Source organism: Mycoplasma sp. 744, from assembly GCF_034863305.1.
Taxonomy (GTDB): domain Bacteria; phylum Bacillota_I; class Bacilli_A; order Mycoplasmatales; family Metamycoplasmataceae; genus Mycoplasmopsis.
The window spans coordinates 241,393-259,823 of the sequence record NZ_JAYFFF010000001.1; the positions used below are offsets into that span (position 1 = coordinate 241,393).

Consider the following 18,431-nt stretch of genomic DNA (forward strand, 5'->3'; position numbering starts at 1 on the left):
AAAATAAATAATTAATATATAACTAAATTATAATCTTTTTTACTAAAACATTTGTAAATACAAAAACAAGTATGAAAAATATTAAATATTTTCATCAATTTACGTTTAAAAAATATTTTTTAAAATAATAATTATTAAAAATTAGATTTTATATATAATTGGTTTGTTAAATTGAAAGGATACTATGCAAACATTGTTAAACAAAATTTATCGTAATATGTTTAATGCATCAATGGATGCTAGTATTTTTTTATGCGATTTTATTAACCAAATTATTAACAAGAAGATTATTATGGTTAATAAAATCTTCTCATTTATTTCATTTAAATAATTATTTATATATAAACTTGAAATTAATTTATAAGAAATACTATATTTATAATACAAATTATTTTAGTAAGTATTAAGAATTAAAAACATAAAAGGTTAATAAAATCAATTTAACAATCTAACATACAGTTAGTTTAGTTTTATTTTAAATTTAAATAATTAAGACATTATTAATTTTCCCTCATTTTTTTACTAATAATGTGTTAATTATTTCTTATACGTATACATGTTTAGGAGAAAGATGAAAAGAAGAAAATTTTGGTTATTTTTAACTGGTTCCGCCCTGTCGCTTAGCCCTTTAACAGTTTTAGCAGCAGCTTGCGGAACTACAGATGATAAAAACGTAAGAGAGCAAAAAGATTTTGTAACAGAAAATAAAATGAGAGCAATTTCTTTTAATGCCACCAACACAATAAGTGAATTTTTATTTAGAAAAAGTTCAACATATGGTAGTTATAATAGAGAAGATGCTTATATTAGTACTCCATTATTAAGAAAACAATCATTAAATCAACCAACAATCATTTCAACTACTGGGTTTACAGACAACAAAACCGTTGTAAATAGATTTGTTGTTGAACCTACTTGAAATAAAATCAAATTAGAAGGTGCAAGAGCAATAGTAATTACTTTAAAAGATAATTCAATTAAAATTTATGACAATGATAATGCTGATGTAAAAAGTAAACCAACAAAAGAATTTAAAGATGAAGCAGGAGAAACTAAAAAAGCTTATTCACATATTGAAGAAGATTTAATATCAAACGATCCAAGATCAGTTAATAGTGAACAATTTAAAACAGATTTATTTAATGCTAAAAAAATACAATTTGTTATAAGAGAAAATGTTAAATATGTAAATTCTTCAGGTGAAGATACTGGTTTTACTTTGCAAGCTGAAGATTATTATAATTCATGACTTGCTACTAAATTATTAAATACTGCTTATAGACGTAATAATGGTGGTTCTGAAGAATTGGATGATTTATATAGAACAAAATTATATTCTAAAACTACTAATTATTTAACTCTCAATAGTGAATATTCTAATGAATATTTATATGCTTTTTATGGTATTGATTCAGGAAAATTTGATAAAAAAGACGAATTTTTAACTGTTCTTGATTCAAAAGTATTATCAGAATTAAAAGTAGATGAAAATACTAAAGCAGTTACAATTAATTCTGTTGAAAATTCTGAAAATGTTAATTTTAAAGATTGATTTGAATCGTCAGTTTTATCAGATACAACATTTTTACCATTACCAACACAATACGTTGAATCAATTAATCAAAAAGCTCAAGAAATTTTAACTAAATTTAAAGAAGAGAATGCTAATAAAGAATTAGAAAATAAAAATTTAGCTTTAGGTGAATTTGCTTTAAAAAATGGATTTAATTATATTTATAAATTTGATCAAAATTTAGCTGAAGCTGAAATTTTAGGTGAAATACTTTCAACTTTTGAAAATATTAATAAAGATTCTTTTGTTTATAAAACTGGTTTTTATTGATATGCAGTTTCAGGATATAACACACTTTATTCAGGATGATATTATCCTAATGTTTTCAATGGAACAAGAGTAGATTATAAATTGAATACTTTCCATTATGATCAAGAATGAGTAAACGCTCCAACAACTTTACAAATTTTAAGAGAAAATTATCAAGCTAATGGTCAAATTGATAGAAATGTTTATGCTACTAGAGTATTTCAACAATATGCCGCAGGAGAATTAACTTCTATTGCTTATTCACAATTAACTGAACAACAAAAACAAGAAGCTTTAAATTCAACAGAAAAATTTGGTATTAGATATTCACAACAATTTAATGATAATCAACCATATTATTTAGTAATTAATATTCCATTTGCACCAGTAACTTCTAGAGGAGAAAATTTCTTTGCTTTTAATGATGCTTATTCATTAATTAATTATGGAGTTAAAAGATCAGAATTAGCTAAAGGAAAATCTAATTTAAATACTTATTATAATGGTACAGGTTTAAGTTTTAGAAGTATTATTACTGCAGCCATAAATCATAGTTTTATTGCAAATGTACAAAGCAGTAATCAACAAACAGCTTACTTGGGAATAGTAGCATTAGATACTGATTTTGGTGGTAAAAATCAAAAAGAATCGCAATATCAAACACCAAGAGATGCAAGATTACAATTAGATAGTCTTTATGCATTTAATGCTGAAAATCAAAAAATTAATTTTGGTACTCAAGAACAACCTAAATATACTCTTTCAATGGAAGAAAATAGACAAAATGAATTATTAAAAGCAACTCAAGATGATAAAGCAAAATCTGTATATTTTGATAAATTAAAAGAAGAATTAAAAAAATTAATTGATAAATTTGATCAAGAACATCCTGAATTAAAAGATCAAAAATTTGAATTTACTTTATTTTGACCTTATGTTAATCCTACAAATAATATAACCAGCGGAGCTGAATTATTAGTTCAAACTATAAAATCATTAAATGATAGATTAGAACCTAAATTCGTATATGTTCCTAACACTACTCAAGAAGACAAAGCAACAAGAAATGATTATTTATTCTTAGGTAAAAATTTACAAGGTTTAGTACGTTGAAAATATGATTATAAAACATCAATTGGTTCTGGTATAGATGGACTTTCATGATCAGGTGCTTTAATACCAATTTTAACTTGATTTAATAGTAAAAAAGATGATCAAACTTTAAGAACCAATTTCCCAAGATTGTTTCATGCTGCTGAAAAATTAATGAAATATGCTTTAACAAATGAACCTAATTTTCCTGTTCCATTAAAAGATTTATATAAAGTAGATGGAAGTATTTGAACATCAGGAGTTGGTCAATTACAAAATATGCAATTTGAATTGAAAGATGATGTTTATGTGGTGAAAACCGAAGAAAAAGATGGTCGAACATCTAGAGTAAGTAGAAGTGATGAAGAAATTAAAAAAACTCAAGATCCTTATATTTTTAGTGCAATATTTTGATATCGTTATGTACAAGAATTAACTAATGAAGAATTAATACAATTATTGAATGAATTAACAGTTGCTTATGGTTATGAAACATTAGGATGAGAAATTTCAGTATCTAGAGTATTTTCAGAAACTTTAGCAAACAAAAATTTTGAAGTACCTATTTCACCAAGTACTGGTAATGTATTCTATCAAGATTGAAAAGTTAAAGCTTAATTAAAAATTAATTTTTAATATAATTGTAAATATTATGATTAAATATATTTTTCAAAGAATATTTTTTGCAATAATAGCACTTTTTGTTATCTCAATATTTGTTTTTGTGCTTATTAGCGCTTTTGCTAATAACCCTGCGCAAACTTTAGCCGAAGCTTTAGTTCAGGGTGGGGGCGCTAGAGGACAAAGTTATGAAGAAATCTTAAATCGTTTTCAAATTCAAATGGGAATAGGTAGACTTCTTGATCCTAATGATCCTTATTCCTTTGTTAAATTTTCAATTATTGAGAGATACATAATGTATATGACCAAAGTTTTTCAAGGAGACTTTGGTTTCGTTATTAATCCAGCAAACAATCCAGATCCACAACAATATACAGATCTTTTCAAATATTTCTTTATTCCACTTAAATTTACTATTTTTATTACTGCACCATCAATGTTGATGTCTTTAGTTTCAGGTTTTACAATTGGAATTATCGCAGGATATAAACGCGGGAAAATTTTTGATAATGTTTCAAGATTATTTGTCATGTTTTTTGTGGCTGTGCCTTCCTTTATTCTTGCTCCATTAGTTATTGTAATTGGATTAAAAATAGGCATTTCACCTACTGTAAAAGATGTTAATGACTTTGCTTTTAATGAAGTTTTCGTTTCTTATTTACCTCCAATTTTCGTTGTAACTATTACTTCTTTAGCTGGTTATTCAATTAGCAGTAGAAATATGGTTATTACTGTTTTAACATCAAATTATGTTTTAATTGCTAAAACTAAAGGATTAAATTCAATAAATATTTTCTTTAAATATGTTTTAAGAAATATTTCAATTCCGCTTGTTGGTATTTTCTTTGGTTCATTCCTTGCCTTACTTAGTGGTTCAGTTGTTATTGAACAATATTGAAATGTTAAAGGAACTAGTCAAGTTATTGTTAATAGTTTTTCAACAGGTGAAATTAATGTAATAATGTTTTCAACCTTATTCTTTACTGTAATTGGTTTAACTACAGAAATTTTAATTGATTTAGCTTATGTTATATTAGATCCTAAAATTACATATGCTACTAAATCTAAAAAGAATTATTCATTATTCATTAAAGCTTTTATTGAAAGACAAAAAATTATACATTCTTTAAAAAAATCAAAACAATTAGTAAGTAAAGAGAGTAACTAATGCAAAATAATTTAAATGATTTTAATACTAAATACCGCTTATCCGAGGAGTTAATTTCTAAATTAAAATTTAGTGATGCTTCACAGTTTAAGCAAAATGCTCAAATAACAGGCAAACCTAAAAAATTAGGTGTTGAAATTTTAAAAAGATTTTTTAGTAATCCTGTTGTAGTTATTTCACTTTTAATTTTTATAATTGTTGTTTTGATGTCTATTTTAATTCCAATTTTCAGTGAAAAAAATGGTATTTATCCAGCTCAAAGAGTAACTAATTTAGATTTTACTAATAGTTTACCTACAAGATTTAATCCTATAGTTTCTAAAGTCGTTGATGAAAATGATAGATATTTGAGAACCTATGTTTTCTTAAGAAATTCTGATTTTATTGAATATTTAAATCCGCGAGGATTACAAGAAATTACAGTTACACCAAGAAATGGTTTATTTATAATTACTTACAATGGCTATAATTTTTATAGATTAAATGCTTTGAATTCTGATTTATTAGCATTGCGTAATGCCGGAGAAACAATCAATGAAACTGTAGTTAATAATTTATGAAATTCATATGATATTAATATTTTCTTTGGTACAACTAATCAAGGTTTTGATGTATGAACTAGAACTTGATATGCTACTTCAAAAGCTTTAAAAATTGCTTTTATAGTTGCGATTATTCAAGCCTTTATAGGTATTTCAATAGGTGCTTATTTAGGTTTTAATGCTGGGAAATTAGTTGATACCATAGTAATGCGAATAATTGGTATATTCAATTCAGCTCCAACCTTAGTTTGATTACTTATATTTGTAACTATTTTAGGAGCTAACGAATGAACTTTAGTTATGGCACTGTCAATAGTGGGTTGACCAGGATTTGTTGGTACTTCAAGAACTTATATAATAACTGTTAAAAATGAAGAATATATAAACGCTGCTAAAGCTATCGGAGCAAAAACACATAGACAAGTTTTTGTTCATGCTCTACCTGCTGTTATTGGTAAATTAGCTTATTCTTTTGTTAGAACAATACCTGGAATAATTTTATGAATTGCCACTTTAGCTTTTTTAGGATTTTTCAAAGAGCAAAATGATACTAATTTGGGTCAAATGTTAATTGATGCTACTGCAGAAATAAATGAAAACATTTGAATATTAATTTTACCTACTTTAATACTTTTATCAATTTCATTAACATTAGCTTTTGTTGCTTTAGGTTTACATGATGCATTGGATCCTAGAGTAATGAGCAAGAGAAAGAGCAAATAATGACAAAAATAATAGATAAAGAAAATAATTTCTCTCAATTTTCAATTAGGAATTTTTGAGAAGATACAAATAATGATTCACAATTAGTGGACATTTATTTAGAAACTGTAATTCAAGCTCTTAAAAATAAACAATGAAATGAAGAACAAATTTTATTTCAAAAAAACGAATTACAGAAAAAAATGAAAATTGATAAAAAACATAATGAAAGTAATTTAAAAATAATTGAAAGACAAGAATTATTAATTAAATTACATAAAGAAAATTTAATTGAACTTAATGAAATGAAAATTTCATCTAATCAAAATAATAATTTAGATTTAAATTTAGAAGAATCTAATAATCAAACAATTAAGGAAAATGTTAAATTAAATGCATTAAATAATTCTGATAGTCAAATTATTAACACTGTTGAAAATAATATTTTATCTGATGAAATTAATTCAAAATTAGTAAATAAAACTAAAAGAATTTATGACAAAATTCGCGTTGAACAATTAGAAAAAAATAAAATTTTAGAAGTGAGAAATTTACATGTTTCTTTTCCAACGGGTAAGAAAAAAAGCATTCATATAGTTAGAGGAATTGATTTAGATGTTTACAAAGCCCAAATTGTTGGTCTTGTTGGTGAATCGGGTTCAGGAAAATCAGTTACTTCTAAAACTTTAATTAATGTAAATCATAATGGAATTATTGATGCTGACAAAATTCAAATTAATGATTTAGAATTAACTAAAATTAAAAAATCTTCACAATGACAATATATTAGAGGTAAAAAAATAGGATATATACCACAAGATCCTTTAACTTCGCTTAATCCTACTAGAACTATTGGTAAACAATTATTAGATGCTTTAAATACTAATATTGAATGATCTAAAAAGAGTTATATATCTAAAAAAACATATTTGATTGATTTACTTAAACAATTTGGTTTAAGAAATGCTGAACAAATATTCTATCAATATCCTCATACTTTGTCTGGGGGAATGAAACAAAGAATTGTTATAACAATGGTTGTTGCTTTAAAACCAGATATTATTATTGCTGATGAACCTACAACGGCATTAGATCCCACCGTGCAAGCTTCGGTACTTTCATTATTTGAAAATATTCGTCAACAATATAATATATCTATTATTCTTATTAGTCACAATATAAGTGTAATTGCTAAATTCTGTGATTATATTTATGTAATGTATGCTGGTAAAATAGTTGAAAAAGGAACAAAAAAAGAAATTTTTACTAATCCAGCTCATCCATACACTTGAGCTCTTATTTCTGCTATTCCCGAAACTAAAGATGAAAAATTATATAATATAAAAGGTACTCCTCCTGATATGGCTAATTTACCATTAGGAGATCCTTTCGCCCCAAGAAATGAATATGCTTTAGAAATAGATTTTGTTAAAGAACCTCCTTTAATTCCAATTACTTCATCACACGCAGCTGCAACGTGATTATTGCATCCTGAAGCTCCTAAAGTTACACTTTCTGACGATTTAATAAAACGTTTAAATTTATTTAAGGAAACATTTAAAGAATATGAATAGTAATAAAAAAGTTATTTTATCAATTGATAATTTAAAAAAATATTTTGTTAATCGTGGTTTTATTAATAAAGCTGTAGATGGTGTATCTTTTGATGTGCATGAAGGAGAAATTGTAGGATTAATTGGTGAATCAGGTTCAGGAAAAACTACTGTTGGTAGAACTTTATTGAGACTATACGATGATTTTAATGGATTTGTTAAATTAGAAGACAAAATTATTTCAGGTAAAAAAATAACAAATAAATTAAATAGATTTTTACATAAAAATATTCAAATGATCTTTCAAGATCCTCATGCTTCTTTAAATAGTCAACAAAATATTTATTCAATTTTAAAAGAACCTTTATTGGTTAATAAAATTATTAAAAATAAAATTAAAGATATTTTCAGCGATTGAAAAGAAGTAAATAAAGCGTTTCAATATCATTTTCAAATTGAAGCGATGAAATTAGAATTAGATAATTTATTGGAAGTAAATCGTTTAGCAGAACCTTTATTTAAAAAATGAAGAAATAAATTTGAAAATTTCTCATTTAATGAAAATTTGGAATTAGATGATAATTTCAACGCCTTTTTCAGTTATTTAGATGAAAAGCAACAAATTGAAAGTTTAATAATTAATAATATGTATGCAAATACAGAAAAATTAATGAATTTTTATTATAAAAAACAAAAAGAATATCGAAATAAAGAACTTTCAAAAGTTGATTTAGATTTAATTAAAAATAAAAAATTATATGAAGAAGCTAAGGCTTTAGCAAAATATTCTAAAGTTGCTTTGGATGCAAAAAAAGAATTAATAAAAGTTAAAAAAGATTTTAAAAACTTTTTAGAAGAAAAGAAAACTTTTATCAAAAATGCAAATATAATTTTGAATAATTTTATTATTGAATCTAAAAATGAAAAATCATTAATAAGTATTTCGCGTTTAGGAACAACTGATTTAGATTTTTATTTATACAATCTTAAAAATGAATTGTTATACAAAAAAAGAGCAAAAATTTTAAAATCTTTTATTAGAGATATTCAATTTTTAAATTATGAACAAATTAGAGAACTTGTATCAAATTTAGATAAGTACATTCATGATTTTTATAGAAATAATTTAGAAAATATTGAATATGTTTCTAATATTAAAAAAAGAATTTGAACTATTATTGAAAACGAATTTGATTTTTCTATAGATAAATATAAACAATTTTCATTGGACAAATTCAATAGTTTAAAAGAAGAAGAAAATCTTTATTTAACTAAAATAGAAAATTTAAAAACTTTATCTAATTCAACAGATCAACCATTTTTTGATAATGAAAAATTGCAAGAAGTTAAAAATAATTTTCTTCAAGCAGAAAATAATTATCAAGATAATTTAAATGAATATTTAAAATCTTTTAAAGTAAAAATTAAAAAATTATATGATAACATACAAGATGCTAAAATGAAATACCAAGAATTAGTAGATGATCAAACATTTTGTAATAATAAATTTGAGGAAATTAAAACAAAATATTTTGAATTTGCTAATAATTTTATAAAAGAAAAAGCAACAGATAAAAGAACTGCAAAAACAATTATTAATTCTTATAAATCTGATTTATTAGTACGTGAAGAAACTTTAAAATCTTTTAAAATAGAAAAAAAATATCTAAATTATGATGTAAATAATATTTATATGCTATTAGGTGTAAATAATTCTTGAGTTAAAACCAATTTATCTAAATTAATTGAAAATGAAGATCAAAATTTATACAAAAACCAAACATGAAAAAATGTTTATTCAATTTATAATTCAAAATTATTAAAGTTTTGAACTAAAATAAAAATTTCTAATTTACTTTATAAAACTACTATTTATAAAAGTTTAGAAGATGTTGGTTTATTAAAACAATTTGCTTATCGTTATCCTCATGAATTTTCTGGTGGTCAATTACAAAGAATAGTTATTGCTAGAGCATTAATTACTGATCCTAAAATTATAGTTGCTGATGAACCTATTGCATCATTAGACATATCTATTCAAGCTCAAGTAGTAAATTTATTAAAAGATTTATGTTTGAAAAAAAATATAGGTTTAATTTTCATTGCTCATGATTTATCTATGATTGAATATATAGCAGATAACGTGCAAATAATGCATCTGGGTAAAATTGTTGAACACGGCAAAACAGAAAATATTTATAAAAAACCTTATCATCCTTACACAATTAATTTATTTAAAGCAATACCTAAAATTTCTAATGCAAATGAGAAATTCCAAAACGTATCATTTAATTTAGATTATTTAGATGAACAACAATTTCCTAACGTGCCAACTTATCACTTAGTAGAAAATCAACACTATGTATATGGTACTAATAAACAAGTAAAAAAATGAGTAGAAGAAATTCAAAATTAAAATTATAAAAAGACACTAAATAAAAGTGTCTTTTTATTTATAATTTATTTATGTTTAACAAAAATACTTTTAGATATAAATTGTTAAGAGCTTTTACTAAAGAAAAAATTATTTTCGAAATTATTTTATTTTTAATAAGTTTAGCAATTGCTTTAGGAATTTATTTTAAGAATATCAATAATATTTCTAATTCATATAATCATATAGCTTTATGAAGCGATTCTTTATTAGGTGCTTCATCAACAATTATTGTATTTAATATTTTAGCAATGCTTTTATATAATCGCACTTATTTAAATTCAAAAGAAAAAACTAAAAATCGTAAATTACAAGTATATAAATTTGACTTAGAAGAAGAAAAAAGAAAACATTCAAATGAAATTAACAGCAAAATAAAAATTAAACAACTAGAAGAAAAAATTGCAAAATTAGAAAAACAAAAATCTGTAGAAGTAAATGATTTAGCATTTGGAATTTGTCTTTTTGTAGGTATTTTTTTATTAATTATTAGTATAATTATTGCTTATGTTTAATTTTAATTTTTACATTTATATGTTAAAATATAAATGTAAAAATGCCCGAGTGGTGAAATTGGCAGACACGCTAGACTAAGGATCTAGTGGGGCAACCCGTGCAGGTTCAAGTCCTGTCTTGGGCACCAAATAATAAAAACTACCTTAAAGGTAGTTTTTATTATTTTTTAATTTCTAAATATAAATCATTTAATTGCTCATTTTCTACTAAACTTGGTGCATCCATTAACATATCTTGTCCTTTAGCATTTTTAGGAAAAGCAATTACATCTCTTATTGATTCACTTTTTGTTAAAATCATAAGCAATCTTTCAATACCTAATCCAATTCCGCAATGAGGAGGAACTCCATATTCAAAAGCTTTTAAAAATCAACCAAATTTGCTTTCTTGTTTGTCTTTAGTCATGCCAATTAAATTAAACATTTTCTCTTGAGTAGTTTTATCAAAAATTCTAGCAGAACCAGAACCTAATTCAAATCCGTTTAAAACTAAGTCATATGATTTAGCTTTAATGTCTTCCATTTTAATTTTATCCAATTCATCTAAAGAATGATCAAATTGAGTAAAAGGATGATGCGCTGCTGTTCAAGTTTGATTTTCATGATCATATTCAAACATAGGTCAATTAATTATTCATGAAAAATGATATTCATTTTCCTTTGCATATTTAAATTTGTCATTTAAGGCTATTCTAACAGCTCCTAAAGCTTGTGAAGCATTTTTAAAAGTGTTAGCAACAATAAAATATGAACCACTTTTATAATCATTTAATTCGATTAATTTAAAAACTTCTTCTTTTACCTTATTAGCAAAATTAGAATGTACTATTTCTTTATTTTCGACAGTAAAATAAAAAAGTATATTAGCTTTATTTTTTAGAGCAATTTCCTCTAAATCTTTAAAGTCTTTTTTATTAATAATATTATCAACAAAAAGCATTCTTTTTGCTTGCGCATTTTTAATAATATTAAAGTCAGTATTTAAACAAAATTCATCAATATCTTGAAGTAAATAACCATATCTAAAATCAGGTTTATCTGTACCATAATTTTTAATTGCTTCAAAATAATCATAACGTAATCAATTATTAGGTTTTATATCTATATTTAGAGTTTTAAAGACGTTATAAAACATATCTTCTATGAGATTTTGGAAATCTTCAACATTAGTAAAAGCAACTTCCATATCTAATTGAACAAATTCTGGTTGACGATCTTTTCTACCGTCTTCATCTCTAAAACATTTAGCAAATTGATAATATTTTTCAATTCCACTAATCATTAATAATTGTTTAAATAATTGAGGACTTTGCGGCAATGCTCAAAAGTGTGCTTTATTTCTTGTGGCTACTAAATAGTCTCTGGCTCCTTCAGGAGTACTTTTTGCTAAAACAGGTGTTTCTATACTTAAAAATTCTTTATCATATAAATAATTTCTAATTGTTTGTATTAATTTATTTCTTAAAAGTAAGTTTTGAAGCATTTTGGGTCTTCTTAAATCTAAAAAACGATGCTTTAATCTAGTTTCTTCTTTAACTTCAATGTCATCTCTTATCGCAAAAGGTAATTCTTCCTTAGCTTGAGAAAAAATTTTATAATTTTTAACTTTAATTTCTATTTCTCCAGAAGGAATATTTAAATTAGGAGATTTTCTTAAAACAACTTCTCCATAAATTTGCATTGTGCTTTCCTTATTAACTTTAATATCCTGATCAAAAACACATTGAATCACTCCACTTTTATCTCTTAAATCAATAAAAGTTAACTCACCAAATCTTCTTTTATTAGCAACAAATCCATGTACAGTAATATTTTGTTTCAAATGCTTTTTATTAATTTGAGCATTATTATATTTTTTGCTATTCATCATCATCCTCGTCTAATTCCAGATTTTCTAAAATTTCAATATTAGTTGCTAAAAATTCTAATAAATCAGCATAACCATCTACAGTATAAGCAAATTTAATTTTGTCATTATTAATTAAATCTTTTGCTACATATATATTTTCAGTATCGAAACTATCTTTGAAAATTAAATATTTAGCTTGTAATTTATTTGCTTTATCAAAAATTTTTTTATTTTTTTCAACTTTTTTAATAACTTCTACACGAATACTATATTTTCTTAATTCATTTGCTAATGAAAACAACGCCGCTAAATTTTCTTCAGTAGTAGAAGCAATTAATACGTCTAAATAATCTTCCATTAAATTTATTTTGTTATTTTGTTCTAAAATTACGTCTGCACAGCGATCTACTCCAAAACCTCATCCACAAGCTGAAACGTTAGGTCCACCTAATTGAGCGATTAAATTAGAATATCTACCACCACCTATAAGTGTTGATTGAGCTGCTGAATTTTTTGCAATATTAATAAATTCAAAAACTATTTGATCATAATAATCTAAACCTCTCACAAGAGAATAATCAATTTCAAAATTAATATGATTATTTTTTAAAATTGTTATAAATTCTTGAAAATATTTTTTAGAAACATTATTTAAATAATCAAAAATTTTAGGAGCTTTTTGCACAAATTCCTTTTGAGAATCTATTTTATCATCAAGTATTCTTAAAACATTATTAGATAATCTTTCTTGACTTAATGAACTTAATTGATTTTTAAAAGGTAATAAATATTCTCTTAAAGCTTGTTCATATATTTTTCTTTCTTCTAAAGTGCCAATTGAATTAATTTTTAATTTAAAATTAATATTTAAAGTTGTAAGAATTTCATTTGCTAAAATAACTACTTCAGCATCATTGTAAGGATTCAATTCACTAATAAATTCAATTCCTGCTTGATTAAATTGTCTATATCTACCTTTTTGAGGTTGTTCATAACGAAACATTGGTCCAAAATAAGCAAATTTAGCCACTTTTACATTGTTAAGTCACTTTTGTTCTACTAAAGCTCTTACAAAACCCGCTGTGCCTTCAGGTCTTAATGCTATATTACGATTAGATTTGTCTAAAAATTCATACATTTCTTTTTTAACTATTTCACTGCCTTGAACACTTCTTTTGTAAAGTTCAGCATATTCCATGATTGGAGTATCTATTCAATTAAAATTATAAGCTTTAGTTTTATCTAAAAATTCTCTTCTTATATATTCAATTAATTTAGCTTCTTTTGGGCCTAAATCTCTAGTACCTTTAATTTTGTTAATCATCTTTACCTCTTAGAAATTAATATAATTAATATTATATTAATTTTTTACTTTATTTTATAGTCAAAATAATTAATAACTTAAATTTAAAAAACATAATATTAATTTTATATTATGTTTTCTTTTTTTACATTATTGTAATTTTTTCTGATAATAAATCTTCTTTAGTAATTAATTTACATTCGCCTAAAGACAATTTTTTATCTAAAAAATAGTTAGCAAATCTTTCTCTATTCAACTCTAAGACTTTATATCCTAAACTTGCAAACATTCTTCTTACTTGATGATATTTTCCTTCTGCTAATTCCACTAAAACTTCATTTTTCTTATTTTTTGAACTTGAGTAAATGGCAGTTGCACTTTTGCAAATAGTTCCATCAGCTAAAATAATTCCTTCTTGAAATTTATATAATTCTGCGCTAGAAATATCTTTATCTAAAATAGCATTATATCACTTGGTGCAAAGTTTATTAGGAGATGTTAATTTATGATTTAATTTGCCATCGTTAGAAATAATTAAAAGTCCAGTAGTATCTTTATCTAAACGTCCGAAAGTGTTTAGATTAGAAATATTTTGTAAGTTTTTAGGCAGTAAATCATATACTAATTTTCCTTCACCTTGATCATGAGTACATATATAACCTTTAGGTTTATTTAAAGCTATGTAGATAAATTCATCAGTTATATATTTAATATCATTAATTTTTAATTTATTGGTTCCTAAAATAAAATCAACATTTTGTGTAACTATTTTATTATCTACTTTAACAACTTTATTTTTTATTAATTCCTTGGCCTGTTTTTTTGAATATTCTGTGTAATTAGTTATAACTTTTTCTAATGATCAAATAGTTTTATTTTCTTGTTTCATTTTATTAATTCCCTTTACTATTAAAAAATACCATCTCATTCAAATTCATAATCAAATATTCTTACAGTATCGCCTGTTTCAATATTTAATTTTAATAATTCATCTCAAACACCTAAATTTTTTAATTTTTGATTAAATCTAAGTAAATTATCATAAGTATTAATAGGATTTTTTTCATAAATTAATTTTATTTTTGGACCAATAATCTCAAAAAAACCTTGGTACGGATGTAAAATTTTAAAATCTGGTTCTAATTTAATTTCTATAATTTTTTCTTCATTTTCTTGTTCAACTGGCATTAATTTATTTTCTTCTAATAATTTTATTAATGCTTGTTTTAATTGATCTAAATTATTTTTTTCAATTGCGCTAATTTCAATAACTTGTAAATTTGGATATTTATGTTTAAATAATTTAAGATTATTTTTAAATGCTGGTAAATCAGATTTATTAGCAATAATTAATTGTGGTTTTTTTTCTAAATTTAAACTATAAGCTTTTAATTCTTCAACAATAGTTTCATAATCAATTAATGGATCTTTGAATTCATCTCCAAAATCAATAATATGTGCTATTACACGGCATCTTTCAATATGTTTTAAAAATTGAATCCCTAAACCTTTACCTAAAGATGCTCCTTTAATTAAACCAGGCAAATCTGCTATAGTAAAAGAATTATCATAATATTTAACTAAACCTAATTGTGGCACTAACGTTGTAAATTCATATTCAGCTATTTTGGCTTTAGCATTACTTAAAGCACTTAATAATGTACTCTTACCTGCACTAGGTTTGCCTACTATACCAACATCAGACATCACTTTTAAAATAATATTTGCTTCGTATTTTTCGCCCTTACTTCCATTTTCGCTTATTCTAGGAGCAGTATTGCGGGCTGTTTTAAATTTCATATTACCTCTGCCACCTTGACCGCCTTTAGCAACCAAATATTCTTTAGCTTCAATAATATCAGCAATAATTTTTTCATTTTGATAAACAATTGTACCTAAGGGTACTTTAACATAGGTATCTTTTCCTGCGGCGCCATATAAATTTTTAGGTCCGCCGTTTATTCCATCTTGAGCAACTATTTTTTTATTTCCATAAAGAGATAATAAAGTATTTTTACCAGGATCGCCTACAAAATAAATATTGCCTCCTCGCCCTCCATCACCACCATCGGGGCCGCCTTTATCAACATGAGCTTCTCTTCTAAAAGAAATCATACCATCGCCACCTTTGCCAGCTTGTAATGTTATTTTTATTTGATCAATAAATCTTGCCATAATTATCCTCGTCAAAATATTACATATTTTGTATTATTAAAATTTTACTAATAAATTTATTTAAATTAAAAATAATATTTTTCAATTTAAATAAAAAAATGCTTTTAAGCATTTTTAATTTTTATTGTTTTTATTTAATTTTTCTAAATAATCTAATATAGCATATCCTAAACCATGTTCTGTTACAGCTTTTGTAATATTATTTGCCTTGCTTTTTACTTCTGCTTTTGCATTATCCATAACATATGAATGATAAAAACGTTTAAACATTGAAAAATCATTTTCGCTATCGCCTATGACCATAATATCATCTTCTGTAACATTTTCATCATAAACATGATCAATCATTCAAACAATTGCTCTACCTTTTGAAGATCCATAAGGTAAAATTTCAATATTCATATGTGTTTTAATAATTTTGCAATCAAGAGGTTCTAAAAGTTGCATTAATTGATCAACATTGGAAGTACCTTCAAAATATACTTCTATTTTAGCAACATTTTTTAATTCAGTTTCTTGACCAGTTACATATGTAAATTGATCAAAAGTTTCGCTTCTAAAATAAATTTTGTTTAAAAATTCTTTATCTTCTTCTCTAAAAATATAAAAAATTTCGCTAGATCATGCAGCAGCTGAAACGTTTAAATCTTTAAAAATTTTAAAAATAGTTTTAACTGTTTCTTTATCTAAATATTTTTCTTTTATAAATTTGGCATTTTTAAAATCATAAATTTGCACACCAGAAGAACCAATTACATAATCAGCATTAGTTAATTTGGCTAACTTTAACATTCTTGGACATATTGGATTGCCAGTAGCAATATTAAAGCTTATATCATCTCTTTTAATAATATCTAAATTAAAATTAGATACATATGCGTCTCTGGTATAAATAGTACCATCTACATCGCTAAATATAATAGGTTGTTTTTTCATATTTAACCCCCTTTTTGTTTAAACCTTTAATATTTTAATGCAAAAGTTAAAAAAGATAAATTTTTATTAAAAAAAATAAAATTGATCATTTTATTTTTTAATAATTCATTATTTGTTCGTATTCATCTAATGTGCCATGATAAATAAAACTTTTATCAGGAGCAATTTCTAAAATAACATTAGCTACTTGATTTACTAAAGCACGGTTATAGGTTGTAAAAATAGCGCCACTACGATATTTTTTTAATCCCTCAATAACACTATCAATACTTTCTGTATCTAAATGATCAAGTGGTTGATCTAAAAGAAGAAAATTAGCTTCTAATAACATCATTCTTGAAAACATTAATCGTGCTTTTTCTCCACCGCTTGTTACATTAACCTTTTTAAAAACAGCATCATTAGAAAATAACATTCTACCTAAAAAACCACGCATTCTTTGATCACTAACATCTTTATTAGCTTCTTCTTGATTTAATAATGGTCATTTACTTATTCATTCAATAATAGTAATATCTTCAGTAAAAAATTCTTTGTTATCGTTAGGATAATAAGTATGTTTAATTGTTTGGCCTCATTTTATAGTTCCAGAACTAGGTTTAATTTTACCAATTAAACATTCTAGTAATTTAGTTTTAGCAATATCATCTTCACCAATAACAACCATTTTTTCGCCTTTACTTAAAGTAAAGTTTAAATTAGCAAACAAAGTTTTTCCATTTTCATCAATGTAAGTTAAATTTTCTACTTCTAAAATATCTTTTCCAGGTTCACGATTGATATCTCAATTAATATAAGGATATTTACGATTTGAAGGTTTAATTTCATCTAAAGTAATTTTTTCTAAAGATTTTTTTCTACTTGTTGCTTGTTTAGATTTAGAAGCATTGGCAGAAAAACGAGCAATAAATTCTTTTAATTTTTCAATTTGCAGTTCTTTTTTAGCATTTGATTGTTTCATTAATTCTCTAGCTAATTCACTACTTTGTTTTCAAAAGCTATAATTACCTGTGTAAATTTTAGCTTCATTGTAATCAATATCTACAATATGAGTACAAATATTATCTAAAAAATCACTATCATGACTGACAACAATAACAACATTAGGATAATCTGCTAAAAAATTTTCTAATCATTTGATAGCTCTTAAATCTAAATGGTTAGTTGGTTCATCCATTATTAAAATATCTGGATTACCAAAAAGTGCTTTAGCTAATAAAACCTTAATTTTTTGGTTAGCTGTTAAATTAGCCATTTTTTCATTTCATTTATCTTTAGGAATAGCTAAACCAGATAATAATTCTTGCGCATCGTTTTCTGCGGTTCAACCACCTAATTCACCATATTTTTCTTCTAATTCACTAGCTCTTGTATAATCTTCCATTGTAGCATTAGGATTATTATAAATAGCATCTTTTTCTTCTTTAATTTGATGCAAATCAGTATTACCCATTATAACAACATCAGTAACAATTAAATCATCATAAGCATTATGATCTTGACTTAAAACACTTAGTCGACAATTTTTTTCTATTAAAATTTGCCCACTAGTAGGTTCAATTTGATTGGAAATAATTTTTAAAAAAGTACTCTTTCCTGCTCCATTAGCACCGATAATACCATATGTATTACCAGTGGTAAATTTTAAATTAACGTTTTCAAAAAGTTTTTTATCACTAAAAATTTTACTTAATGATCTAACTTCTAACATTTATTCCT

At 24.4% G+C, this 18,431-nt stretch carries 12 protein-coding genes and 1 tRNA gene; 7 read left to right on the forward strand and 6 right to left on the reverse strand.

What is annotated here, in order from left to right:
- Positions 1-571: 571 nt before the first annotated feature.
- From VBM87_RS01185 to VBM87_RS01215, 7 genes are all read left to right on the forward strand, one after another.
- Positions 572-3,532, forward strand: a complete 2,961-nt coding sequence (locus VBM87_RS01185) for an OppA family ABC transporter substrate-binding lipoprotein (RefSeq protein WP_323177013.1) — start codon at positions 572-574, stop codon at positions 3,530-3,532.
- 34 nt (positions 3,533-3,566) lie between these two features.
- Complete coding sequence (locus tag VBM87_RS01190; RefSeq protein WP_323177014.1) at positions 3,567-4,703, forward strand: ABC transporter permease; 1,137 nt, start codon at positions 3,567-3,569, stop codon at positions 4,701-4,703.
- A complete protein-coding gene (locus tag VBM87_RS01195) occupies positions 4,703-5,968 on the forward strand; it encodes an ABC transporter permease (protein ID WP_323177015.1) in 1,266 nt (421 codons plus the stop codon). Before VBM87_RS01190 ends, VBM87_RS01195 begins: the two co-directional genes overlap by 1 nt.
- Entirely contained in the window at positions 5,968-7,521 is a 1,554-nt protein-coding gene (locus VBM87_RS01200; RefSeq protein ID WP_323177016.1) for an ABC transporter ATP-binding protein, read from the forward strand. Before VBM87_RS01195 ends, VBM87_RS01200 begins: the two co-directional genes overlap by 1 nt.
- Complete coding sequence (locus tag VBM87_RS01205) at positions 7,514-9,916, forward strand: ATP-binding cassette domain-containing protein (RefSeq protein WP_323177017.1); 2,403 nt, start codon at positions 7,514-7,516, stop codon at positions 9,914-9,916. Before VBM87_RS01200 ends, VBM87_RS01205 begins: the two co-directional genes overlap by 8 nt.
- Positions 9,917-9,966: 50 nt before the next feature.
- The gene (locus tag VBM87_RS01210; protein WP_323177018.1) at positions 9,967-10,449 is read left to right on the forward strand and encodes a hypothetical protein; all 483 of its coding nucleotides are present in this window, start codon (positions 9,967-9,969) and stop codon (positions 10,447-10,449) included.
- A 43-nt stretch (positions 10,450-10,492) separates the two neighbouring features.
- Positions 10,493-10,577: transfer RNA gene (locus VBM87_RS01215), tRNA-Leu, on the forward strand.
- 32 nt (positions 10,578-10,609) lie between these two features.
- Here the strand turns inward: VBM87_RS01215 and aspS are convergent.
- The 6 genes from aspS to VBM87_RS01245 all read right to left on the reverse strand — a co-directional run bounded on the left by aspS (position 10,610) and on the right by VBM87_RS01245 (position 18,423).
- Positions 10,610-12,316, reverse strand: coding sequence for an aspartate--tRNA ligase (gene aspS / locus VBM87_RS01220; protein ID WP_323177019.1), 1,707 nt, complete (start codon positions 12,314-12,316; stop codon positions 10,610-10,612).
- Positions 12,309-13,622 (reverse strand): histidine--tRNA ligase, encoded by a 1,314-nt coding sequence (gene hisS / locus VBM87_RS01225; protein WP_323177020.1) that lies wholly within the window; start codon positions 13,620-13,622, stop codon positions 12,309-12,311. The genes aspS and hisS overlap by 8 nt, the downstream gene beginning before the upstream one ends.
- A gap of 124 nt (positions 13,623-13,746) precedes the next feature.
- Entirely contained in the window at positions 13,747-14,529 is a 783-nt protein-coding gene (locus tag VBM87_RS01230; protein WP_323177021.1) for a pseudouridine synthase, read from the reverse strand.
- Positions 14,511-15,776 (reverse strand): GTPase ObgE, encoded by a 1,266-nt coding sequence (obgE, locus tag VBM87_RS01235; protein WP_323177022.1) that lies wholly within the window; start codon positions 15,774-15,776, stop codon positions 14,511-14,513. The genes VBM87_RS01230 and obgE overlap by 19 nt, the downstream gene beginning before the upstream one ends.
- Before the next feature lie 114 nt (positions 15,777-15,890).
- The gene (locus VBM87_RS01240; protein ID WP_257076124.1) at positions 15,891-16,712 is read right to left on the reverse strand and encodes an HAD family hydrolase; all 822 of its coding nucleotides are present in this window, start codon (positions 16,710-16,712) and stop codon (positions 15,891-15,893) included.
- Positions 16,713-16,809: 97 nt separating this feature from the next.
- Positions 16,810-18,423, reverse strand: a complete 1,614-nt coding sequence (locus VBM87_RS01245) for an ABC-F family ATP-binding cassette domain-containing protein (RefSeq protein WP_323177023.1) — start codon at positions 18,421-18,423, stop codon at positions 16,810-16,812.
- Positions 18,424-18,431: the final 8 nt, after the last annotated feature.